At 69.2% G+C, this 20912-nt stretch carries 19 protein-coding genes and 1 tRNA gene; 6 read left to right on the top strand and 14 right to left on the bottom strand.

Features of this window, described 5'->3' with window-relative positions; genetic code table 11:
• Positions 1 to 12 precede the first annotated feature (12 nt).
• The 5 genes from BUE16_RS12105 to BUE16_RS12085 all read right to left on the bottom strand — a co-directional run bounded on the left by BUE16_RS12105 (position 13) and on the right by BUE16_RS12085 (position 5841).
• Positions 13 to 1773, bottom strand: a complete 1761-nt coding sequence (locus tag BUE16_RS12105; protein WP_073310024.1) for a tRNA uridine(34) 5-carboxymethylaminomethyl modification radical SAM/GNAT enzyme Elp3 — start codon at positions 1771 to 1773, stop codon at positions 13 to 15.
• A 136-nt stretch (positions 1774 to 1909) separates the two neighbouring features.
• A complete protein-coding gene (locus tag BUE16_RS12100) occupies positions 1910 to 4108 on the bottom strand; it encodes a DHH family phosphoesterase (protein ID WP_073310022.1) in 2199 nt (732 codons plus the stop codon).
• A gap of 147 nt (positions 4109 to 4255) precedes the next feature.
• Positions 4256 to 4858: a YIP1 family protein gene (locus BUE16_RS12095; RefSeq protein WP_073310020.1), complete on the bottom strand. Its 603-nt coding sequence runs from the start codon at positions 4856 to 4858 to the stop codon at positions 4256 to 4258.
• A 43-nt stretch (positions 4859 to 4901) separates the two neighbouring features.
• The gene (locus BUE16_RS12090) at positions 4902 to 5489 is read right to left on the bottom strand and encodes a thymidine kinase (RefSeq protein WP_073310018.1); all 588 of its coding nucleotides are present in this window, start codon (positions 5487 to 5489) and stop codon (positions 4902 to 4904) included.
• A 267-nt stretch (positions 5490 to 5756) separates the two neighbouring features.
• Positions 5757 to 5841 (bottom strand) — tRNA-Leu (locus BUE16_RS12085).
• A gap of 163 nt (positions 5842 to 6004) precedes the next feature.
• Between BUE16_RS12085 and BUE16_RS12080 the strand changes: the two genes are divergently transcribed.
• Complete coding sequence (locus BUE16_RS12080; RefSeq protein WP_073310016.1) at positions 6005 to 6598, top strand: DUF420 domain-containing protein; 594 nt, start codon at positions 6005 to 6007, stop codon at positions 6596 to 6598.
• A gap of 284 nt (positions 6599 to 6882) precedes the next feature.
• Here BUE16_RS12080 and purF read toward each other — a convergent pair whose 3' ends face one another.
• From purF to BUE16_RS12065, 3 genes are all read right to left on the bottom strand, one after another.
• A complete protein-coding gene (gene purF / locus BUE16_RS12075) occupies positions 6883 to 8421 on the bottom strand; it encodes an amidophosphoribosyltransferase (RefSeq protein WP_073310015.1) in 1539 nt (512 codons plus the stop codon).
• Between the two features lie 283 nt (positions 8422 to 8704).
• Positions 8705 to 8881 carry a 50S ribosomal protein L37e gene (locus BUE16_RS12070; protein WP_049987259.1) on the bottom strand — a complete coding sequence of 59 codons (177 nt, stop codon included), beginning with the start codon at positions 8879 to 8881 and terminating at the stop codon, positions 8705 to 8707.
• Positions 8878 to 9093 carry an LSM domain-containing protein gene (locus tag BUE16_RS12065; RefSeq protein WP_073310013.1) on the bottom strand — a complete coding sequence of 72 codons (216 nt, stop codon included), beginning with the start codon at positions 9091 to 9093 and terminating at the stop codon, positions 8878 to 8880. The genes BUE16_RS12070 and BUE16_RS12065 overlap by 4 nt, the downstream gene beginning before the upstream one ends.
• A 332-nt stretch (positions 9094 to 9425) precedes the next feature.
• Between BUE16_RS12065 and BUE16_RS12060 the strand changes: the two genes are divergently transcribed.
• The 3 genes from BUE16_RS12060 to BUE16_RS12050 all read left to right on the top strand — a co-directional run bounded on the left by BUE16_RS12060 (position 9426) and on the right by BUE16_RS12050 (position 12850).
• On the top strand, positions 9426 to 10778 hold the full coding sequence (locus BUE16_RS12060) for a ribonuclease J (RefSeq protein ID WP_073310011.1): 1353 nt from the start codon (positions 9426 to 9428) through the stop codon (positions 10776 to 10778).
• A 2-nt stretch (positions 10779 to 10780) separates the two neighbouring features.
• The gene (idsA3, locus tag BUE16_RS12055) at positions 10781 to 11830 is read left to right on the top strand and encodes a geranylfarnesyl diphosphate synthase (RefSeq protein WP_073310008.1); all 1050 of its coding nucleotides are present in this window, start codon (positions 10781 to 10783) and stop codon (positions 11828 to 11830) included.
• Between the two features lie 108 nt (positions 11831 to 11938).
• Positions 11939 to 12850 (top strand): DMT family transporter, encoded by a 912-nt coding sequence (locus BUE16_RS12050; RefSeq protein ID WP_073310006.1) that lies wholly within the window; start codon positions 11939 to 11941, stop codon positions 12848 to 12850.
• A 45-nt stretch (positions 12851 to 12895) separates the two neighbouring features.
• Here BUE16_RS12050 and bcp read toward each other — a convergent pair whose 3' ends face one another.
• The 3 genes from bcp to priS all read right to left on the bottom strand — a co-directional run bounded on the left by bcp (position 12896) and on the right by priS (position 15655).
• A complete protein-coding gene (gene bcp / locus BUE16_RS12045) occupies positions 12896 to 13372 on the bottom strand; it encodes a thioredoxin-dependent thiol peroxidase (RefSeq protein ID WP_073310004.1) in 477 nt (158 codons plus the stop codon).
• Positions 13373 to 13457: 85 nt separating this feature from the next.
• Positions 13458 to 14465 carry a DNA replication complex subunit Gins51 gene (locus BUE16_RS12040; RefSeq protein WP_073310002.1) on the bottom strand — a complete coding sequence of 336 codons (1008 nt, stop codon included), beginning with the start codon at positions 14463 to 14465 and terminating at the stop codon, positions 13458 to 13460.
• Between the two features lie 20 nt (positions 14466 to 14485).
• On the bottom strand, positions 14486 to 15655 hold the full coding sequence (priS, locus tag BUE16_RS12035) for a DNA primase small subunit PriS (protein WP_073310000.1): 1170 nt from the start codon (positions 15653 to 15655) through the stop codon (positions 14486 to 14488).
• A gap of 132 nt (positions 15656 to 15787) precedes the next feature.
• On the opposite strand from priS, the gene BUE16_RS12030 reads away from it, so the two are divergent.
• Both BUE16_RS12030 and BUE16_RS12025 read left to right on the top strand, forming a co-directional pair.
• Positions 15788 to 16642, top strand: a complete 855-nt coding sequence (locus BUE16_RS12030) for a translation initiation factor eIF-2B (RefSeq protein WP_073309998.1) — start codon at positions 15788 to 15790, stop codon at positions 16640 to 16642.
• A gap of 57 nt (positions 16643 to 16699) precedes the next feature.
• Positions 16700 to 17590: a universal stress protein gene (locus tag BUE16_RS12025; RefSeq protein WP_073309996.1), complete on the top strand. Its 891-nt coding sequence runs from the start codon at positions 16700 to 16702 to the stop codon at positions 17588 to 17590.
• A gap of 27 nt (positions 17591 to 17617) precedes the next feature.
• Here the strand turns inward: BUE16_RS12025 and BUE16_RS16080 are convergent, their stop codons facing one another.
• From BUE16_RS16080 to BUE16_RS12010, 3 genes are all read right to left on the bottom strand, one after another.
• The gene (locus BUE16_RS16080) at positions 17618 to 18652 is read right to left on the bottom strand and encodes a molybdopterin dinucleotide binding domain-containing protein (RefSeq protein ID WP_073309994.1); all 1035 of its coding nucleotides are present in this window, start codon (positions 18650 to 18652) and stop codon (positions 17618 to 17620) included.
• Positions 18653 to 18773: 121 nt separating this feature from the next.
• Entirely contained in the window at positions 18774 to 19898 is a 1125-nt protein-coding gene (locus BUE16_RS12015; RefSeq protein WP_073309992.1) for a Gfo/Idh/MocA family protein, read from the bottom strand.
• 6 nt (positions 19899 to 19904) lie between these two features.
• Positions 19905 to 20873, bottom strand: coding sequence for a sugar phosphate isomerase/epimerase family protein (locus BUE16_RS12010; RefSeq protein ID WP_073309990.1), 969 nt, complete (start codon positions 20871 to 20873; stop codon positions 19905 to 19907).
• Between the last annotated feature and the right edge of the window lie 39 nt (positions 20874 to 20912).

Below are 20912 nucleotides of genomic sequence, written 5' to 3'. Positions count from 1 at the left end.
GTCGACCCTCGGCTACAGCCGCTTGCTCACGTACGGGCCGTCCTGGTGATAGCCGAGCTTGTCGCGGTAGTAGCCGCGAACGCCGACGCCGGAGATGACCGACAGCTTCGGGAACCCGGCGTCGGCGGAGATGTCCTCGGCCCGCCGGAGCAGCCGTCGGCCGTAGCCGCGGTGCTGCCAGTCGCCGTCGCGTCCGTCCCCGTCGCCGTCTGTGCCGGCGCCGTCGAACGTCGCCGGCGACCCGTACACGTGGAGTTCGCGCACGAGCGCGGCGTCAGCGAGCTCCCGTCGGACGCCGTCGCCGTCGGCGGCTGGCCCGGCCCCCGGCGCGGCGTGGGAGTAGGAGGGAAATCGGAGCCGGCAGAACCCGACGAGCAGGTCCCGTTCGGTGTCTTCATAAGAGATGAAGTGCTCCAACCCGCCGCCGGAATCGTAGGTCATCACGTCCAACTCGACGTCCTCGGGGCGCGGGTCGGCCTCGTTGTGCCCGACCTCGCGGGCGCGGATGTCCCGGAGCTCGTAGCCCTTCTCCTCGGCCCGCCGCTCGGCCAGCTGCCGGAGGTTCGACTTCCACACGCCAGCGTCGATGAAGTCGGCGGGGATGTCACGCTGGACCCGCTGGAGCCGGCAGTACTTCGGGACTTGGTCCATCGCTTCCGCGACGAGGTCGGCGGCCTCCTCGTTCGAGAGCGGTTCGAACTCGTCGCGGTGCCACGCGTCGTACACCCGCGTGCCGCGGACGACCAGCGTCGGGTAGATCTTCAGGTAGTCCGGCCGCCAGTCCGGGTTCTCGAACAGCTGGCGGAAGTCCTCGCGGCACATCTCCTTCGTCATCCCCGGCTGCCCCGGCATCATGTGGAAGCCGACCTTGAACGCCGCATCGCGCAGTCGCCGGTTGGCGTCGATCGACGCCTGGTTGCCATGGCCGCGGTGCATCTCCCGGTTGACACGCTCGTAGGTCGTCTGGACGCCCACCTCGACCTTCGTCCCGCCGAGCTTCAGCATCCGATCGATCTGCTCGGGATCACACCAGTCGGGCTTGGTCTCGAAGGTGATCCCGATGCAGCGCACGTCGGCCTCCTCGTTGCGCGATTTCACATCCTCCAGGTACGTGAAGTCGTACTCGCCCGAGTCCTGTGCGAAGCTGCGTCCCTCCGCGGGGTTCGGCCGCGCGTCGGTGTCGTACTCGTTCATCGCCTGCAGCGCCCGCTTGACGAACCACTCCTGGTAGTCGTGGCTCCGGGCGGTCATCGTCCCGCCCATGAGTATCAGCTCGGCCTTGTCGACGGGGTGGCCGATGTGGCGGAGCTGCTCGAGCCGGAGGGTGACCTGCCCGTACGGGTCGTAGTCATTCTGCTGCCCGCGGGCGGCCGCGGGCTCGTGGCCGGTGTAGCTCTGGGAGGAGTCGAACTCCGAGGCCGGCCCGCCGGGGCAGTAGAGACACTTCCCGTGCGGGCACGTGTGCGGCGAGGTCATGATTGCGACCGGGGAGACGCCCGATGCGGTGCGCACGGGCTTGCGCCGGACGACCTCGCGGACCTCCTCGCGGCGGCCCTCAGGGGCGCGCTGCAGCAGGTCGGTGTTCTGTGGCACCTTCGGGGAGGAGAACTCCGAGCAGGCGTCGAGCTTGGCCGATTCGAGGTCGTCGCGGCCGATCTCGCCGTCGAGGATCCGCTCGACGAGGCGGGCGCACGCACGCTCGAACGCCGCCGGCTCGTCGGACTCCTCGGCGTACTCGGTGAGTTCGGGGTCCGTCCCCGCGGTACCGCTCATTGGGTGTGTGTGGCCGGGGTTCGGGCCTAAGAGTTTCGTTCGTGCCGATCGGCATCGGCCGGCTCGGTCCGGCGGCGTCGAGACTGCCCCGCTCAGAACGGACGTCAAGAAGTCGCTTGGACTGCGACGGCTCGGGTTACTGCAACTGGCCCGCGACCGCGTCGACGACGGCGTCGGTCACCTCGTCGCGGCGGCCGGCGAGGTACTCGATGCGACCCTGACGCACGCCGACGGCGGTGACGCTCGCGTCCGGAACCGCCATCGCGGCGTCGCCGGCGGCCTCGCGTACGTCCACGTCGCCGTCGGCGCGGACGTACAGCTCGTCGGTGCCGTACACGACCGTCGCGTCGCGGTCGCCGCGGCGCTGGAGTTCGTCGGCCAGCAGCGTCGTCGACGGGAAGTCGAAGCGGTGACTGTACGCGTCGGCGTCCAGCGTCGCGAACGTGCGGCCGTCGACTTCGCGCTCTTCGATGTTCGCTTCGGCCGTGTCCACTTCCGTCTCCAGCTTCTCGCGGAACTGCCCCGCGATGTGGCCCGCGAGGTCGCCGCCCTCGCTGTCAAAGAGGATGTCGGCGATGAGCTCGCGCTTGTCCTGATAGCTCTGGTAGTACGCCTCCAGCGCGACCGCCTCACGGAGTTCGCTCACGCGCTCGGCGTCGACGCCGGCGTCCGCCGCGAGGTCCGCGTACGTCTCCGGCGTCCCCTCCCAGTAGCTCACCGCGGGGAGATGGGCCACGTCGTCGGTCACGTCGCCGTTCACTGTCGCCGCCAACACGGAACCGAGCGCGCCCGTGGTCAGATCGCCCGTCTCGGCACCGGCGAGCCCGGGGTTGACGAGCGTCGCGACGGTGTCGGCGATCTCCGGGTCGGCGGTCGCGGCGTCGACGACGACGCGCTCGGCGCCGTACACGCCGAGCAGGTCGAGGCCGTCTTGGGACTCGACCGTCGAGCCCGTCCCGAGGAGGAGGACGAGCGGGAGCTGCTCGCCGTGGCGGTCACGGTCCTGCAGCATCCGGGTGGCGTCTTTCGTCGCCGCGTCCATGTCGTACACCGGTTCGTCGAGTGGTCGGCGGGTGAAGTAGTGGTACTCGGCGTCGCTCTTGGCGTGTTCCTCGCGGATCAGCGGGAGCACGGCGCGCTCGACGGCCGCGCCGGCGACGTAGCCGTCGGCGGTGGCGGCGTGCCGGACCACGATGGGGCGCGACTCGATGACCGCGCGGCGGACCGACTCGGCGGCATCGAGCAACTCGTCGCCGACGGTGTCGATCGCGGGGTGATCGCCGAGCACGCTGACGCCGTCGGGGCGCGCTTCGTCGGTCAGCGCGTCTGCGAGCCGACGCTCGACGGCGGCGGCCTCGTCGCCCGCAAGCGCCGCCAGCGCCTCGGTCTCGACTTGGACCTCGTTTCGGCGGACCTCCACGTCGCCTTCCAGTCGGACGATATCGCCCACGTCGATCTCGGGGTACGCGCGGACGCCGGCCTGCACGAACGCCGCGCAGTCGACGACGCCCGTCTCATCGCGGAGTTCGAACACCGTCGGCCCGCCCGTCTGTCGCGCGCTGACGACCTCGCCTTCGATGCGGATCGACTCGCCGACGCGGTCCGACAGCGTGCCGATGTCGACGCGCTCGCCGGCGCCCTCGGGAGTCGCCTGCTTCCGTTCGCGGACGGCGTCGATGTCGTCTGTCGATCCCTCCTGGCCTGTAGATCCCTCTTGGCTCGTCGCCTCCGCGTGCGCGGGGCCACGCTCGTTCTCGTCGTCGCGGTCCGTGCGCTCGACATCGTCTCCGGTGTCGGATTCGGCTGCCTCGGCGTCGTTTCCGGCGTCGGGTTCAGCAGCCTCGGCGTTGTCGGGGCGGTCGGGCGACGGCTTGTGCGTCACGGTGCCGGTGTCGCCGGTGCCACCGGTGTCGCTGCCGCCGCTGCCGCCGTCGCTATTTCCCTCGTCGTCGTCCTCGTCCGGCTCCACCTCGGTGGTGCCCTCCTGGATGAGCACGCCGCGGAACTCCCGCTCGGCCTGTCGGATCGACCACGCGAGGTCGACATCGCCGTTCTCGCGCACGTTCTTCACCTGGACGAACACCTCGTCTCCGGGCTCCCAGTCGAGCGATTCGAGCCGGCGGTCGAGCTCCGACCGGTGGAGGAGGCCCGTGACATTCGGGGACAGATCGATGAACACGCCGAAGTCGGCGTAGCCGTCGACGATCCCGGTGTAGAATCGGTTCGACCGGAGCTGGTTGGGGTCGTTGCCGCGGAACTCGAAGACGACGTCTTCCTCGTGGGAGGAGCAGATGCGTCCGTCCACGGACGCACCACAGATGATACACTTACCCATTTGTGTGGAACCTGTGGCCCCTGCCTAAAACGGTTGTCGAAACGCCGATGCACGCACGCGCCGGACGCTCCCCGCGCCGCCACCGGAAATGACCGGTCGGCCCGGCCGATCCCCGGTGGCCGATCCGGAGCGTACGACGGCCTTTGATCAGATGATGTACCACCGGGTGAGCAGCGCCGCGATCGCGTCGAGGCCGCGGAACCCGTAGCCGAACACCACCGTTGCCGGCGCGGCCGCCGCCGCAGCGGCGCGGAGCGTGCTCGTCTCGTGGACCTCGCGGATCCCGAGCAACAACAGTCCGGCGCCGTAGAGGCCACACGCGGCCCGAAGTTCGGGGATGGGCGCTCCCGCAAGCGCGCACGGCGCGCTCGCGTACGCGAGAATCTGAACCGTCTCGCTGATCCCGGCGCGGTCGCGAACGAACAGGATCAACAGCACGGTCTGCAGTGCCGCAGTCAGGTGCAGCCCGGCGGGCGCGATGAAGACGGCGACGAACAGCAGCGAGACGCTCGCGGAGACGGCCGGTCCGCCGAACGCGGTCGGGATCGTCGCGGGCTCGAAGAGGAACCGGCCGCCGGCAAACGCCACGGCGACGCAGACCGCGAACACGAGTCCGGGCGCCTGGTCACCGGGCGCGACACCGGTCCGAAAGAACCGCGAGGGGCGGACCAGTATCTCCACCCACGCTCGGGCGACCGCCGCCGGCCCGCGCGCCCGTCCGTTCCGGGGATTCTTGACCCACGTCGTCACACCCTGCATAGCGACGGCGCGGTCATGACAGTTCCGATGAGCGTCAATCGCGCCGGAGCACGTGACAGCTCCGGCACCGCGCCTGATAGCTCTCCTCGGCGCCAACGAGGATCGTCGGGTCGTCCGCGTGAGCGGGTTCCCCCTCGATGAGCCGCTGGTTCCGGGTCGCCGGCTCGCCGCAGACCGCGCAGATCGCCTGGAGCTTATCGACGTACTCGGCGACGGCCATCAGGTCGGGGAGGGGATCGAACGGCTCGCCGCGGTACGTCTGGTCCGTGCCCGAGACGATGACGCGGCGGTCGTCCTCCGCGAGCGCTTGACACGCGTCGACGAGCGCGTCCGAAAAGAAGTTTGCCTCGTCGATCGCGACGACCATCTCGCCGTTCAGATCGTCCAGGATGTCCCATGGTCTCTCCCCCTCGTTACCGACGACGCTCGCCTCCCACGAGCGCCCGTTGTGGGTCCCGATCGTCGTCTCGCCGTAGCGGTCGTCGAGCGCGGGCGTGAAGACGGCGATCTCCTGGCCCGCGATCTCCGCACGGCGGAGGCGTCGGAGGAGCTCCTCCGTCTTTCCGGAGAACATCGACCCGGAGATGACCTCGATCCACCCGGAGCCGGTGATCGCGTGCATACCAGATGCGGGCGGTTGCTCCCCGGAAAACCGTTACTCTCTGCGGCGCAGCGACGGCTTCGGGGCAGGCGCCGAAGCCGCGGCTGGCCGGTGTAGCGTCCGGAAGGATTGGGCGTGGGTGCTGTCTGTAGGGCGCCCCGAAGGGCGCACAGCACCTGCATCCCGCGATGCGTCCGCACCGCGTAAGATGCGTGGGACCAGATTTGAACTACGGTCGCGCGTTCCGCGCTCCCTGCTTCAAATCCGCCCGTGTACGCATCCGTAAGATGCGTGGGACCGGATTTGAACCGGCGGACCTCTACAGGACAGCGCCCTCAACGCTGCGCCGTTGGCCTGGCTTGGCTACCCACGCATCGTGCGTCAGTACGCACTCAAACGTATCCCGGTTACCGATAAAGGGCTTTCCATTCGGACGAGTCTCCAGTGCGGGATCGCACACGTCGGGGACCGTTAAAGCGGCCCGTTCGCTCGGCGATCGGACAACGGCTTTGATGCTCCCGGTCGTTCCCCCGATAATGAGTACGGACGTTCCGTCGTCTGGCGGTGGTGTCTCCGGGTTCGCACGCGAGCACACGCTCGGCGTCGCCGGCGCCCTCTCCGCTGTCGCACTCGGGCTCGTCTTCGCGGTGGTCGGTGGTCTCGTCCCTAGTTCGGTGCTCCCGCGCGCCCCGACCGCGGTGCTCGACGCGATCCCGACGATCAACGCCCTCGTCTCGCTCGCGGCGATCGCCACGATCGCGCTCGGCGTCCGGGCGGCCCGCGCTCGCGACTTCGAGGCCCACAGACGCTTCATGCTCGCCTCGACTGGGTTGTTCGCGGCGTTCCTCGCGATGTACCTCTACCGTATCACACTCGTCGGAACGACCGACTTCGGGGGCCCCGCGGTCGTCGAGGGGTTCGTCTACCTCCCGCTGCTCGCCGTCCACATCCTCCTCGCGATCGTCTGCGTTCCGCTCGTGGTGTACGCGCTGACGCTCGCGGCGACGCGCCCGATCACGGACCTGTCCGACACCGCACACAAGCGGGTCGGCCGGGTCGCCGCCTCGCTGTGGATCGTCTCGTTCGCTCTCGGCGTCGTCGTGTACGCGCTGCTGTATCTCGTCTACTGACTGCCTGGACTCTGCGGGCGCGCTCGACCCGCCCGGGCGCCCGTGCCGCCGCACGCAAGCGTTGAAATACGATCCCGAATCAGAATCACCGATGCGGTGATCGTCGCCGCGGGCCGCGAGCGGGTGCGCGACACGGCGGCCTGCGGGCGGTGCGGGTGTCGCCTGTTCGCCCCCTCCCAGACTGAGTCACGTATCGGTTCTGAAGTCTCCTTCGCGGTGCCGACGCTGCTCGGTCACCAGACCTCGCCGTGGATGGCCGAGGGCTCCCTACGGTCGCCCTCGCGTTAGTCGTCGGCGGGCGACGCTTCCCCGACGACCGGCCGGCTCACGTCGCGGTCGGTCGGCTCGCCGTCGATGTCGTACGGGTACTCGCCGGTGACACAGCCGAGACAGAGGTCTGCGGTCGTCGACGACAGCGCGCCGGCGACGGCGTCGACCGACAGGTATGACAGTGAGTCGGCGCCGATCTCCTCGCGGACCTCATTGACCGAGCGGTCGGCGGCGATCAGCTCCTCGCGGGTCGCCATGTCGATGCCCATGTAACACGGGGCGACGATCGCCGGCGCCCCGATTCGAACGTGCACAGCTTCGGCACCGGCGTCGCGGAGCAGCTGCACCAACTGCGTCGAGGTCGTCCCCCGAACGATCGAGTCGTCGATGAGCGTGACCGTCCGTCCCTCGACGGTCGACCGGATCGGGTTCAGCTTGAGTCGCACCGCCCGCTCGCGCTCGTCTTGCGTGGGCATGATGAACGTCCGGCCGACGTACCGGTTCTTCATTAGCCCCTCGGCGAACTCCACGTCGGCGCCGTCCTCGGCGGCGGCGTCGGCGTATCCCGATGCGAACGCGCGTCCGGAGTCGGGGACGGGCATCACCACGTCGGAGTCGACGCCGGCTTCCTCCCACAGCGCCCGACCGAGGTCGCGCCGTGCCTCGTACACGAGCGTGTCGTCAATAACGGAGTCTGGTCGCGCGAAGTAGACGTGCTCGAAGAAGCAGTGAGCGGTGTTCTCTTCCTCGAACAGTTGGTAGGAGTCGAAGCCGCTGCCGTCTCTGTCGAGGACGACCAGCTCGCCGGGCTTCACGTCGCGGACGAGATCGCCGTCGAGCGTGTCGACAGCGGCCGATTCGCTGGCGATCACGTAGCCGTCGTCGAGTTCGCCGATGCACAGCGGACGGTTCCCCTGTGGATCGCGCACGCCGACGACGGTGTCGTCGTGCATCACCGTCAGCGAGTAGGAGCCGTGGACGCGGTCCATCGTTCGCTTGACCGCGCGGATGAGGTCGGACTCGAGGAGGTTGCGCGCGAGGTCGTGGGCGATGACCTCCGTGTCCCCTTGCGAGGTGAACGCGTGCCCCGAGGACGCGAGTTCCTCGCGGATCTCGTCGGCGTTGACGAGGTTCCCGTTGTGGGCGAGCCCGAGCGCGCCGGACTTGAACGACACCGAGAACGGCTGGGCACAGCAGGCGTTGATGCCGCCGGCGGTGGGGTATCGAACGTGTCCGATCCCCGCCGAGCCCGCGAGGCTATCCAGATCAGACTGCGAGAAGGCGTCGCCGACGAGCCCCATCTCGACGTGACTGTGCTGCTGGAACCCGTCGTGGGTGGCGATCCCGGCGGAGTCCTGCCCGCGGTGCTGGAGCGCGTACAGCGAGTAGTACAGCGGCCGGGCAACGTCGCGCTCGGCCAGCGAGACGCCGACGACGCCGCACTTCTCGGTCGGCCCGTCGACGGGGGCCGGATCGCGCGAGCCGTCGCCGAGCGGTTCGGTGAGCGATGTAACCGTCGCCGACGCACGGTCCCCGGAATCGCCGTGTGACATGGTCGTTACTGGAAGCCGATTCCACAAAAACCCTCGTTATCGTGCGTAGGTCACCGGGAGAAACCGAACAGATATTCACTCATGTGTATATTTTGGTGGGCACGCGGGTCCCGACGCTTCGTCTCTCGGGTTGTGAGACTCAAGGCTCTCTCGGGCGCTCCGCCGTCGGCTGGCACGGAACCGGGCGCGCCGCGTGTCGGCGTTCGCCGACCCACTCGGTGGTGTGTACGGCGACGCAGTCGCTCAGTGGTGGGTCGAACGAGTGAAGGAGAGAAGACGCCGCTCAGTTGTCGCCGGACTTTGACTGCCACTCGTAGCTCCGACGCTTGGCGGACTTGCCGAAGCCGCAGGAGGAGCACTGCTTCTTTTTCACGTGGTAGGACTTCTCGCCGCAGCGTCGGCACTTGACGTGCGTCGTCTTGTTCTTCTTCCCCTGAGACGGCGTTCCGGCTCCGGTCATGTATTGATGGAAACGACGTTGTCGCCACGGATAATCGTTGTGTCTTCGACTTCGTCGTCCGCCGACCCCTCCAATTCGGTGGGGTCAAGCACGACGTTCATGTGCTGATCGTAGCCGGCGAGGACTCCGAAGTGGGCGGTGTCGTCTTTGAGGTGGACGGTTACCGGCGTGTCCAGTGCCTCCTCCAGCACGTCGAGCGGGCGGCCAGTCATGTTCGTGCGGTCGTTCGATTCGTGTTTAAACGTACCGGACGCCGGACGGGGCGCCACCGCGTCGCTGTCCGACGATCGAACGATCTCCGAGCCCGAGGCAGAGGGGGGATCCGTCGGGCCGCCGAACCCGAGCAGTTTTAACAGCGGGCCTGTTGAATACAGATACCAGAGCCCGCGGGTAAGTACGGGGATCGACCCCGTATAGCGGGATTGCGGACCGACGCGCTGTAAGACGCCGGGGTCCACAGCGACCCGTACCGGGGCTTTCCGTACGAGCATCGGCCGCGCGCGACGCGCGGGATTCACGCTCGCAACGCAGACACCGAAACACAATGGAAGTCGAAATCGCAACAATCGGCGGCTACGAGGAAGTCGGTCGCCAGATGACGGCAGTTCGCGCAGGGGACGACATCGTCGTGTTCGACATGGGCCTCAACCTGAGTCAGGTCCTGATTCACGACAACGTCGAGACAGAGAAGATGCACAGCCTGGACCTCATCGACATGGGAGCCATTCCGGACGACCGGGTCATGAGCGACATGGAGGGCGACGTGAAGGCGATCGTGCCGACGCACGGTCACCTCGACCACATCGGCGCCATCTCCAAGCTCGCACACCGCTACGACGCGCCGGTCGTCGCCGCGCCGTTCACGATCGAGCTGGTCAAACAGCAGGTGAAAAGCGAGAACAAGTTCAACGTCGACAACGACCTCGTCAAGATGGAGGCGGGCGAGACGATGTCCATCGGCGACTCCGGCAACGTCGAGATGGAGTTCGTCCACGTCACCCACTCCATCATCGACGCGGTCAACCCGGTCCTCCACACGCCCGAGGGCGCGGTCGTCTACGGCCTCGACAAGCGCATGGACCACTCGCCGGTTCTCGAGGACCCGATCGACATGGAGCGATTCCGCGAGATCGGCCGCGAGGGCAACGGCGTCCTCTGTTACATCGAGGACTGTACGAACGCCGGCCGGAAGGGCCGCACGCCCTCCGAGTCGCACGCGCGAAACCACCTCAAGGACACGCTGATGAGCATCGAGGACTACGACGGCGGCATCGTCGCCACCACGTTCTCCTCGCACGTCTCGCGCGTCTCCTCGCTCGTCGAGTTCGCCCAAGAGATCGGCCGCGAGCCGGTGCTTCTGGGTCGCTCGATGGAGAAGTACAGCGGCACCGCCGAGCGACTGGACTTCGTCGACTTCCCGGACGACCTCGGGATGTACGGTCACCGGAAGTCCGTCGACCGGACGTTCAAACGGATCATGCAGGAGGGCAAAGAGAAGTACCTCCCCATCGTCACGGGCCACCAGGGCGAACCGCGCGCGATGCTCACCCGGATGGGTCGCGGCGAGACCCCGTACGAACTGGACGACGGCGACAAGGTCGTCTTTTCTGCGCGGGTCATCCCGGAGCCGACGAACGAGGGCCAGCGCTACCAGTCCGAGCGCCTCCTGAAGATGCAGGGCGCGCGCATCTACGACGACATCCACGTCTCGGGCCACCTCCGCGAGGAGGGCCACTACCAGATGCTCGACGCGCTAGAGCCCCAGCACGTCATCCCGGCCCACCAGGACATGAAAGGCTTCTCGCCGTACGTCGACCTCGCGGGCCGAAAGGGGTACAAACTCGGGCGTGACCTCCACGTCACGCAGAACGGGAACATGATCCAGCTGACCGAGTAACGATGGCTCAGGACGCGACGGCCGAACGGGTGCTCGCGGCGGTGAAACAGCGCCGCGACCGCGTCAACGACGCACTCGATGAGGACCTCCCGATGGCCGAGCCGGAGCGGCTCTACGAGGCCACGCGGTACATCCTCGAGGCCGGCGGCAAGCGCCTCCGGCCGACGGCGGCGCTCCTCGTGGGCGAGGCGCTCGCGGAGGTCGACGCCGACGCGGCCACCGACTACCGGTCGTTCCCGGCGCTCGACGGCGAGCGGTTCGACCTGATGCGCGCGGCGGTCAGCGTCGAGGTCATCCAGTCGTTCACCCTCATCCACGACGACATCATGGACGAGGACGACCTCCGGCGGGGCGAGCCGGCGGTCCACCGCGCGTACGATACGGAGACGGCGATCCTCGCCGGCGACACGCTGTACGCGAAGGCGTTCGAGCTGCTCTCGGACACGGACGCGGCGCCGGCGAACACCGTCGAGGCGGTCAACCGCCTCGCCTCCGCCTGCACCCGGATCTGCGAGGGGCAGTCGCTCGACGTGGAGTTTGAGAACCGCGACGACGTGAGGCCCGAGGAGTATCTGGAGATGGTCGAGTTGAAGACGGCCGTGCTGTACGGCGCCTCGGCGGCCATCCCGGCGGTGCTCATGGGGGCCGACGACGAGACCGTGCAGGCGTTGTACCAGTACGGCGTCGACTCCGGGCGCGCTTTCCAGATCCAAGACGACGTGCTCGATCTCACGGTGCCGTCCGAACAGCTCGGCAAGCAGCGCGGCTCCGATCTCGTCGAGGACAAGGAGACGCTCATCACGCTCCACGCGCGCCAGCAGGGCGTCGACGTGGACGGGCTGGTGACCGCCGAGACGCCCGCAGACGTGACCGAGGCCGAGATCGACGCCGCCGTGTCGACGCTCGAAGACGCCGGCTCGATCGACTACGCCCGCGAAATGGCCGAGGACCTCACCGAGCGCTCGAAGGAGCGTCTGACGGTGCTCCCCGAGGGGCCGGCCCGCGACCTGCTGGCGGATCTAGCGGACTACCTCATCGCCCGCGGCTACTGACCCGCGGCGGCTGCCGACCGCGGTCGGCGCCTCCGTGCGTCGGCGTGAGCGGACCGAAACGGAAACGCCGAAGTCGGTTCCGCCCGCCGTGTGGAACGTGAGTCTCCTGTGAGTTCGCTCCGTAACGCCGCCCTCTTTCTCGCCCTCGGGATCTGTTGGGGCGGGAGCTTCCCGGCAATCGAGATCGCACTCGTCGAGTTGCGTCCGTTGCTCTTGGGCGCGTACCGGTTCGACGTGGGCGCGCTCGTCGCGCTGGCGTACGTGTTCTGGCGCGCGGACGACCCGTACCCTCGCGGCCGATCCGACTGGGGTGCGGTCGCCGTCGCGGCACTGCTGTTCGTCGTCGCGAACATCGCGTTCCTCGCGTACGGCCAGCGGTACACCACCGGCGGCGTCGCGGCGATCGTCTACAGCCTCAACCCCATCCTCACCACGTTCTTCACCGTGTGGCTGCTGGGGGAGGGAAGCCTCGACTTCCGCGGTTACGTCGGGGTTGTCCTCGGCGTCGTCGGCGTCGGCCTCGTCGCGCAGCCGTCGCCCTCGGACCTGGCCGGCGACACGACCATCGGCGTCGCGCTGGTGTTCGTCGCGGCCGTCGCCGTCTCCTTCGGGAGCGTCGCCACCCGCTGGCTCGACCCGCAGTCGGACGCACTCCCCCGGACCGCGTGGGAGATGGGGTTCGGCGCCATCGTGCTCCACGTGCTCAGCGTCGCGGCCGGCGAACCGCAGCCGCTCCCGACGGCGCTGTCGGCGGAGGTGCTGGGGTCGCTGCTGTTCCTCGGGGTGTTCGGGTCGGCCGTCGGCTTCGGCATCTACTTCGGCCTGCTGGACCTGCTCGGCCCGTTCGAGATCAACCTCGTGAGCTACGTCGTCCCGGTCGTCGCGACGGTCGCTGGCGTCGTCATCCTCTCGGAGCCGGTGACGCCGCTCACCGTCGGCGGCTTCCTCGTGGTGGTCGCCGGCTTCGCGCTCGTGAAGCGCGAGGCGATCCGCCGGGCGGTGGACGGGTCCTCGTGGTGAGTGAGTCGACTAGTCGCGATCGGTCGACGGACGGCGGTCGGCCGGCTACGACTCCTCGTCGCGGAGGTCGCCGATGTCGGCGAGCAGTTCCTCGGCGTGGTCCTCCGGTGAGACGCCCTCGTAGGTCCGCTCGATCCGCCCGTCGGGACCGATGAGGTACGTGTTGCGGAAAACGCCCTCGACGACGTTGCCGAAGACGTTCTTTTCGCCGTAGGAGTCGTAGGCGCTCGCGACTGCCCCGTCCTCGTCCGACAACAGCGGGAACGGGAGGTCGTGCTTGCGGGCGAACGCCTCTAGGTCGTCGACGGGGTCGTCACTCACGCCCAAGACCGCCGCATCGCGCTCCTCGAACTCGTCGTAGGCGTCGCGGAAGCCGCACGCCTCGGTCGTACAGCCGGGGGTGTCCGCCCGCGGGTAGAAGTAGAGGACGACGCGCCGGCCCTCGAACTCGTCGAGCGAGACCACGCGGCCGACGTGGTCGGGGAGCGAGAACGCGGGCGCTTCGGTGCCGGTGTCGAGCATGGACGAGTGTGCGGCGGCGGCGCGAAAAGGCGTATCGGTGCCGGTGGGGCCTGCTCCCCGTCGTTCGTCGAGCGGGAGGCCGTGGTCACTCGATCGGCTCGGCGGCGTCCCGCTCGACGAGCGGGTCCGCGTTCGCGGTCGGCAGCGAGACCACGTCGTCGCTCGCAAGTTCGTACTCCCGCTCGTCGACGCCGAGGATCTGTCCCACGTCGCGGGTGATCCGGACGGTTCGGCGCTCGGTGTCGGCGCCGGCGTCGGTGTCGGCGTCGCCCCCGCCGGTGTCAGTGGACGATGCCGGCGGGACCGCGTCGCCCGATCGGTCGGGCTCTGACCCCGGAACGAACTCCTCGGAGGGTCCGCCGGCGTCTGCGGCTTCGACGGGTGGACCGGCCTCCTCGACGCCCGCTGCGCCCGCGTCACCGGGTCCGGGCCTGTCGCCGTCGGCCGCGTCGATTTCCCTGGCGGCCTCGGCGCCGGTGTCGGCGTCGGTGTCGACGGAGGCCGCGGGTACGGTCGACTCGCCGTCGCCAGCCTCGCCGCCCATCGCCTCGGCAAGGACACCGCCAGATTGCGGCTGTGCGCTCTCGTCTTCCGGTGTGCCAGCGGCGGACTCCGCGGTCGCGGGCGCGCCGGGCGTTCCGACGCCAGCGTGCCGTCCGTCGTCGGCGGTCGCCGCGGGCGCATCGATGTCGATGTCGATGTCGGCGCCGTTGTCCAACACGTCGAGGACGCGGCTTTTGTTCTGTTCGATACGGACGACGAGGTCTTCGAACAGCTCCGCCTCTTGGACGGTCATCCCCTCGGTGTCGGTAGGAGCGCCGGCGGCGGCGAACGACGAGAGCTTCACGACCTTGCCGACGCGGCGCTCGTACAGCGACTCTACGACCTCTTCGGCGGTCTCGATTTCGTCGGAGAGCTTGCGAACCTGCTCGTCGGAGAACGGGTTCTCGACGGTGGTCGCGCGCTCGTCGCGCTGGCGCTTGCGCTCGGCGAGGTACGCGGCGACGTCCTCGTAGAAGGAATCGCGCAGGTGCTGGAGGCTGTCCTTCGTGCGCTCCTTCGACTGGACCGAGCGTAGTTCGTCTAAATCCATCGTATCTGCTCTCTCGACTGCTACTCTCGCGCCTTCTCGGCGCGCCCTCTGGCCATGAGGAATACGCCGACGTACTCTGGGACTGAGACGATTCCCTCTTCCACCTTATCTCTGTCGTCGCCAACGTCGACCGACCCGGGATCGTGCACGTCGACGAGGATGTCGCGGCCGCGGAAGCGGTCGGGAACGGCGTCCGTCAGCGGGTCGAAGTCGTCGACGGCGTCGTGTTCCAGCGGACGCACGACGAGGCCGCTCCCGCCGTGGATGCTGCCGGGCAGCCGGATGAGCCGGCGAACGTCGGTCGTCACCGGCTCGTCGATTGGCGCGGTCTGTTCGGCGGCGACGCGCTCTGCGATCGCGCGCACGAGCGTCGAGGCGCCGGGGCCTAACTCGACGTTGCCCGACTTCACGCCGTCGGGATTGCGCTCCAGCACGCCGTAGATCGTCCGGGCAGTCTTCTCGCCGACGCCGTCGAGCTCCTGCAGCTCCGCGAGGGCGTCGTCCTCGTCCATCGCGCGGAGGTCCTCCGCGTAGGCAACGAGCTCCTCGTGGACCCGTCGGCCCCACCCGCCCTCTCGGCGGAGTTGCTTCTGGAGGGTCGTCCCGCGCTCGTTCGGGCGGCGCTCGATGAGGCCGTCGTAGTTCAGATCGACCGCGCGGACGTAGTCGACCACCTCGCGGCGCGCAGTCGAGTCGAGGTCGGCGACGGCGTCGTCGCGGACGTGGACGTGGTAGCCGCGCCCGCCCGAGAAGACGACCTGCAAGTCCGTGTCCGCGAAGCCGAAGTCGGTCTCGAGGATGTCCAGCAGCGCGAGCAGTTCGTCCTTGCAGGCCGCGAGCATGTCGCCGTAGCTCGTCTCCTCCGGGTCGACGCCGGGGAGGTGGTCGGCGTCGAGGTCGAACACCAGGTCGGCTGTGCGCCACCCCTTCTCGCTCATCCGCTTGTTCGCCGGGTCGTCGTAGCGGGCCGCCGAGAAGTAGGCGTGGCGCGGCGTCTCGCGCGCGAGGAACTCGCTCACCTCGCCGATGTCGAGCAGCGACTGGTGGCGGACCATCGTGGTGCCGTCGCCCGCGGTGAAGGGGATGTGGCCCCACTCGCGCTCGTTGGCCTCGGGCGGCGGGGAGACGGAGGCGCTCCGGTAGTAGTCGCCAAAGCGGCCCCTCAGGTACTCGCGGGTGCGGCGGTTCATCTAACGAGGCTTGGGTAATGGGGACGCCGGTATGAGTGTTGCCGTCTGGCTCCGACGGCGAGGCTCGCGGGCGGGGCGGGCCGCGGAGAAAGTCCCGGAACACCTAACCCGCAAAGCCACGACGGCGAAGCCATGATAGACGAGACGGTCGCCGAGATCCGAGAGATGCAGACGCACTCCTCGTCGGTCGTCGCGGTGAAGGCGGCGCGCTCGCTGCGCGACCTGCTCGACCGCGAGTACGCCACGCTCGACGAGTTCGAGCGCGACCTCGATCACAACGCTGGCGCCCTCCGCCGGGCGAACCCCTCTCACGCCAGCCTCCACCGCGCGATGCGGGCGGTCACCGACGCGGTGCTGGACAACGCCGAGACGGTGGATGGAGCGAAGGACCTTCTGGAAACGGCGATCGAACAGGAGACCGAGCGGGTCGAGACCGGCAAGCGCGAGGCGGCCGAAAACGCCGCACGGACCTTCGCGGACGGCGAGACGTTCCTCACGCACGACTACTCCTCGACGGTTCTGGAGGCCGTCGAGTCGGCCACAGGCCGCGGCGCCCGCATGACAGCGTACGTCACCGAGGCGCGCCCGCGGTATCTCGGGCGGAAGATGGCGCGCACGCTCGCGGAACTGGACCGGGTCGAACCGCACCTCGCGGTCGACGCCGCAGCCGGCTACCTCCTCCGGGAGGTGGACCCGGATCGCGTCGTCGTCGGCATGGACTGCATCGTCGGCGACACCCTCTACAACCGCATCGGGACGTTCCCGATCGCGGCCGCCGCCGCCAAGGTCGGCGTTCCCGTCGTCGTGGTCGGCTCGGGCACGAAGATCATCGACGACGAGTTCCGCTTCGAGAACGAGTTGCGTCCCCCGAGCGAGGTGATGCTCGAACCTGTCGACGGCATCACGCTGGAGAACCCCGCCTACGACGCGACGCCGATCTCGCTGGTCGACGAGGTGATCACCGACGAGGGCGTCCGGGAGTTCTGAGGTCTCGCCCGGATCGATGCCAAACGATTAGCAGCGCGCGCCCGAACGCCCCCATCGATGTACGACGACATCCTCTTTCCGTACGACGGGAGTGACGGCGCGAGCGACGCGCTCGACCACGTCGCCGCGATCGCGTCGTGGTGTGACGCGACCGTCCACGTATTGTACGTCGCGGACACCAACCGCGACTCCGTAACGGTCGTCGGGGGCGAGGCGGTCGACTCGCTCGTCACCCGCGGCGAGGAGACGGTCGACGAGGCGCGCGCCGCGCTCACCGCTCGCGGAGTCGACCACGAGGCCGAGGTCGCGCAGGGAGGACCGGCGCGAACGATCGTCGACTATGCCGAACGGTACGGCCTCGATCTAATCGCGATGCCGACGAACGGCCGAAAGGGGCTCTCGCGACGGATACTCGGCAGCGTGACCGAGAAAGTCGTCCGCCTCTCGCCGGTGCCGGTGCTGGCCGTTCGGATGGCCGACGACGAGCGGCTATCGTTTCCGTACGAGGACGTCCTCGTCCCGACGGACGGGAGTCGGCGCGCGTCGGCGGCCGTCGACCACGGCATCGCGCTCGCGGGGGCGCTGGATGCGCGGGTGCACGCGCTGTCGGTCGTCGACGACTCGCTGCTCGGCGGGCTCGGCCTCGAAAACGATCCGGACGCTGACGGCGCCGACGATGCGGAGGCCGCGGCGACGGACGTGGTGGACGCCGTCGCCGCCGACGCCGAGGCGGCCGGCGTTCGCGAGGCGACCGCGAGCGTCGTCCGCGGCGACCTGGCCGAGGAGATCCGCGCGTACGTGGAGGCGAACGGCGTGGACGCGGTCGTCATGGGGACGACCGGCCGTCGGGGGACCGAGCGGATCCTGCTGGGCAGCGTCGCCGAGAAGACCGTCCGGACCGCGCCGGTTCCGGTCCTCACCGTCGGCGCAGGCACGGACGAGGAGTGAGCGCGGCCAGCGCCGCCCCGTCCGGTTTCAGTCGTCGATCGCGGCCGTCGATCCCGTTTCCTCGCCGCCGTCCGGCCGGCGCTGCTTGGCCGATCCGTCCGGTCCGCGCTCGTCGTTCTTCTCGCTCGCGTTGAGGCGCTCGACCCGAACGCTCGACAGCTTGTACTCGGGGATACCGCTCGTCGGGTCGACGTGATCGCCGGTGAGTCGATTCACGGCGCCGTCCGCGAAGTGCATCGGGACGAACACCACGCCGTCGCCCGGGCGGTCGCTGATCTCGGCGCGAACCTCGATCGCGCCGCGGGGTGACTCGACGCGGACACGCTCGCCGTCGACGATCCCGAGGCGGTCGGCGGTCGCCGGGTTCACCTCGACGAACGCCTGCACGACGACGACGACGTCTTCCGCCCCGACCGCGCTGGCGGCGACGACGGCGACGGCGACGACCCGGCCGGTGAGGCTCGCGAGCAGCAGCCGATCGCCGTCGACCTTCGGGTCCGCGTCGAGGCCGTTGATCACGACGACCGGGTCGCCGTCGGTGTTGCGGGCCTCGCGCCACCCCTCAACGACCGGCTCGTCCCGCCGGGCGTCACCCCAGCCGCGACCGCGCACGCCGAGGTGGGCCACCGCGTCGAGCGCATCGACGCCGAGGACCGCCGGCGACTCGAACGCGGTCGGGTCGGCCCACCCGGCGCCCCGAAGCGTCCGCCGCGTCCCGGCCGACAGCGGCCCGTCGCCGACGGGGAAGTCGTCCGGGTCGGGACCGTGGTCGACGACGGCTGCCGCGCCGTCGACGGGGATGTCGCCGTCGGCGAGCAGGCTCACCAGGCTCGCCGTGCCGTTCGGGTCGACTGCGCGGTGGACGGCGGTCCGACCGCCCCGGGTCACGGTGACCAGTGGGAGGTGGACCGTCCCGGGCGAGCCGACGGCGAGGGTCTCGATCGGGGGCCGTCCGGGTCGCTCGCGGCGTCGGCGGCCCGCCGTGCCGCCTCCAGCACCGCGCCCCTCAGGGGCGTCGAACGCGACCCGAACCGTCGTCGCGGCCGCGTCGGCTGTCATCATGGGTCACGCTTTCGCGGATTCCATCAAAAACGTTCGCACGGACGCCGACGACCGCCGCGACCGACGGCCTCGGCGGGTCGGGCGTGGCCGCCGCGCCGTCGCCGCGCCGTCGCCGCGTCGGTCAGTTGAGGTCGACGCGGGCGCCTTCGGCGTCCGAGCGCTCGACACCGTCGATCACGCGCTGGACCTCGTAGGCGTCGTCGAAGCTCGGGCTGAAGTCATCTCCCTCCGCGACGGCCGTGAGGAATTCGTAGTTTTCGTGGACGAAGGTGTGCTCCCAGCCGATGACGTGGCCCGGGGGCCACCAGTGGTCGATGTACGGGTCGTCCTCGTCGGTGACGAGCACCGTCTCGTAGCCGCGCGCGTCCCCGGTCATCACCCGCAACTCGTTGAGGCGCTCCAGTGAGAACTCGAGGCTCCCCGCGCTCCCGTGGACGGCGATGGTGTGGTCGTTTTTGTGACCCTCGGTCACGCGTGAGGCCTCGAAGGTGGCAATCGCGCCGGAGTCGTACTCGATCTGCGCGGAGTAGGCGTCGTCCACGGTGACGGGCCGCGTCTCGCCGTCCTCACCCTCGACGGGCCGCTCGTCGGTGAACGTCTTCAGATGGCCGGAGACGCTCGCCGCCTCGCCGACGCGGTCGCCGACGAGGAAGCGCGCGAGGTCGATCGTATGCGCGCCGAGGTCGCCGAGCGCGCCCGAGCCGGCCAGCTCTTCGTCGTTGCGCCAGCTCCACGGCGCCTCGGGGTCCGACAGCCAGTCCTGGAGATATCGACCGCGGACCTGTCGGATCTCGCCGAGTTCGCCGGCGTCGATCAGGCGCTTCGCGTAGCGGATCGCGGGGACGAAGCGGTAGTTGAACGCGCAGGCGGCGGGCACCTCGGCCGCGGCGGCAGCCTCCCGCATCTCCTCGGCGCCCGCCAGCGTCGGCGCCAGCGGCTTCTCACACAGCACGGGCGTGCCGGCCTCCAGTGCGGCGACCGAGGGCTCGACGTGGAGGTGGTTCGGCCCGAGGTTGTAGAAGGCGTCCACCTCCTCGACCACGTCGCGCCAGTCCGTCGCGGTGTGCTCGAAGCCGAGCGTCTCCGCGGCGTCGGCCAGCGCCGCCTCGTCGCGACCGATCACGGTGTGGCGGTTCCTCTCGGGCGCGTCCTCGAAGAACATGGGCAGGCGGTCGAGCGCGTTCGCGTGCGCCTTCCCCATGAAGCGGTACCCCAGAACGCCGATGTCGATTGGTTCGTCGGTCATGGTCGGTTACTCTGCCCAGTAGGCCTCGCCGGGGGTCGTCTCGAAGCGCGCGCGCTTCAGCAGGTCGACGGCCTTCTCCAGCCCCTCCCGGGAGGAGGTGAGCGCGTCCTCGTGTTCGATCGAGAGCGCGCCGTCGTAGCCGACCATCCGGAGCGTGCTGACCACGTCCTTCCAGTGCTCCTCGCCGTGACCGTAGCCGACCGACCGGAACAGCCACGAGCGATTCTCGCTGTCCGCGTAGTCGGTCGTGTCGAGCACGCCCTTCTCGCGCGCTTGCGACTCGTACACCTTCGTGTCTTTCGCGTGGACGTGGTGGATCGCGTCGTGGTCGCCGAGCAGGCGGATCGCCTCGGTCACGTCGATCCCCTGCCAGTAGAGGTGCGAGGGGTCGAAGTTGGCACCGATCCGCTCGTTCGTCGCCTCGCGCAGCTTCAGCATGCCGTGCGGCTCGTACACGAGCATGTTCGGGTGCATCTCGATGGCCACGTCGACGCCGTGGTAGTCGGCGTGGGCGGCGAGATCGGACCAGTAGTCCTCGGCCACGTCCCACTGGTACGCCTCGGCCTCGGCGTGCTCGGTCGGCCACGGCGCCGTGATCCAGTTGGGGACCTCGTCGTTCGGCCCGCCGGCTGGCAGCCCCGAGAAACAGGTGACCGCGTCGACGCCGAACTCGTCGGCGAGTTCGACCGCCTCGCGGAGTTCGCGGTCGGCCTCGGCGGCCGTCTCCTCGTCGGGGTGTAGGGGGTTGTTGTGCGTCGCGAACGCGCTCACCCGGAGGTCGTGCTCGTCCAGGTCGGCCCGCAGCGCTTCGCGGGCGGACTCCTCGGAGCGCAGCGCCTCGCGGTCGGTGTGGTCGGACCCCGGGAAGCCACCGACGCCGAGTTCGACCGCCTCGACGCCGATACCGGAGAGATACTCGAACGCGTCCGATCGCGATTCACCGCCCAACGGCACGGTCAGTACACCGATGTCCATGCTCGCGGTTTGTACAACAGACCGAATAAATCTGTGTGT

The organism is Halobaculum gomorrense (assembly GCF_900129775.1).
GTDB lineage: Archaea > Halobacteriota > Halobacteria > Halobacteriales > Haloferacaceae > Halobaculum > Halobaculum gomorrense.
The sequence above is the reverse complement of the archived record's forward strand: the minus strand, read 5'-3'. Positions and strand labels throughout refer to the sequence as shown.

Coding starts and splice junctions, on each gene's coding strand:
- BUE16_RS12030 (WP_073309998.1), top strand. CDS start 15,788: ATGATAGACGAGACGGTCGCCGAGATCCGAGAGATGCAGACGCACTCC.
- BUE16_RS12090 (WP_073310018.1), bottom strand. CDS start 5,489: ATGCACGCGATCACCGGCTCCGGGTGGATCGAGGTCATCTCCGGGTCG.
- BUE16_RS12105 (WP_073310024.1), bottom strand. CDS start 1,773: ATGAGCGGTACCGCGGGGACGGACCCCGAACTCACCGAGTACGCCGAG.
- bcp (WP_073310004.1), bottom strand. CDS start 13,372: ATGCTCGACACCGGCACCGAAGCGCCCGCGTTCTCGCTCCCCGACCAC.
- BUE16_RS12015 (WP_073309992.1), bottom strand. CDS start 19,898: ATGACCGACGAACCAATCGACATCGGCGTTCTGGGGTACCGCTTCATG.
- BUE16_RS16080 (WP_073309994.1), bottom strand. CDS start 18,652: ATGATGACAGCCGACGCGGCCGCGACGACGGTTCGGGTCGCGTTCGAC.
- BUE16_RS12060 (WP_073310011.1), top strand. CDS start 9,426: ATGGAAGTCGAAATCGCAACAATCGGCGGCTACGAGGAAGTCGGTCGC.
- BUE16_RS12100 (WP_073310022.1), bottom strand. CDS start 4,108: ATGGGTAAGTGTATCATCTGTGGTGCGTCCGTGGACGGACGCATCTGC.
- BUE16_RS12080 (WP_073310016.1), top strand. CDS start 6,005: ATGAGTACGGACGTTCCGTCGTCTGGCGGTGGTGTCTCCGGGTTCGCA.
- BUE16_RS12070 (WP_049987259.1), bottom strand. CDS start 8,881: ATGACCGGAGCCGGAACGCCGTCTCAGGGGAAGAAGAACAAGACGACG.
- idsA3 (WP_073310008.1), top strand. CDS start 10,781: ATGGCTCAGGACGCGACGGCCGAACGGGTGCTCGCGGCGGTGAAACAG.
- BUE16_RS12040 (WP_073310002.1), bottom strand. CDS start 14,465: ATGGATTTAGACGAACTACGCTCGGTCCAGTCGAAGGAGCGCACGAAG.
- BUE16_RS12010 (WP_073309990.1), bottom strand. CDS start 20,873: ATGGACATCGGTGTACTGACCGTGCCGTTGGGCGGTGAATCGCGATCG.
- BUE16_RS12065 (WP_073310013.1), bottom strand. CDS start 9,093: ATGACTGGCCGCCCGCTCGACGTGCTGGAGGAGGCACTGGACACGCCG.
- purF (WP_073310015.1), bottom strand. CDS start 8,421: ATGTCACACGGCGATTCCGGGGACCGTGCGTCGGCGACGGTTACATCG.
- priS (WP_073310000.1), bottom strand. CDS start 15,655: ATGAACCGCCGCACCCGCGAGTACCTGAGGGGCCGCTTTGGCGACTAC.
- BUE16_RS12025 (WP_073309996.1), top strand. CDS start 16,700: ATGTACGACGACATCCTCTTTCCGTACGACGGGAGTGACGGCGCGAGC.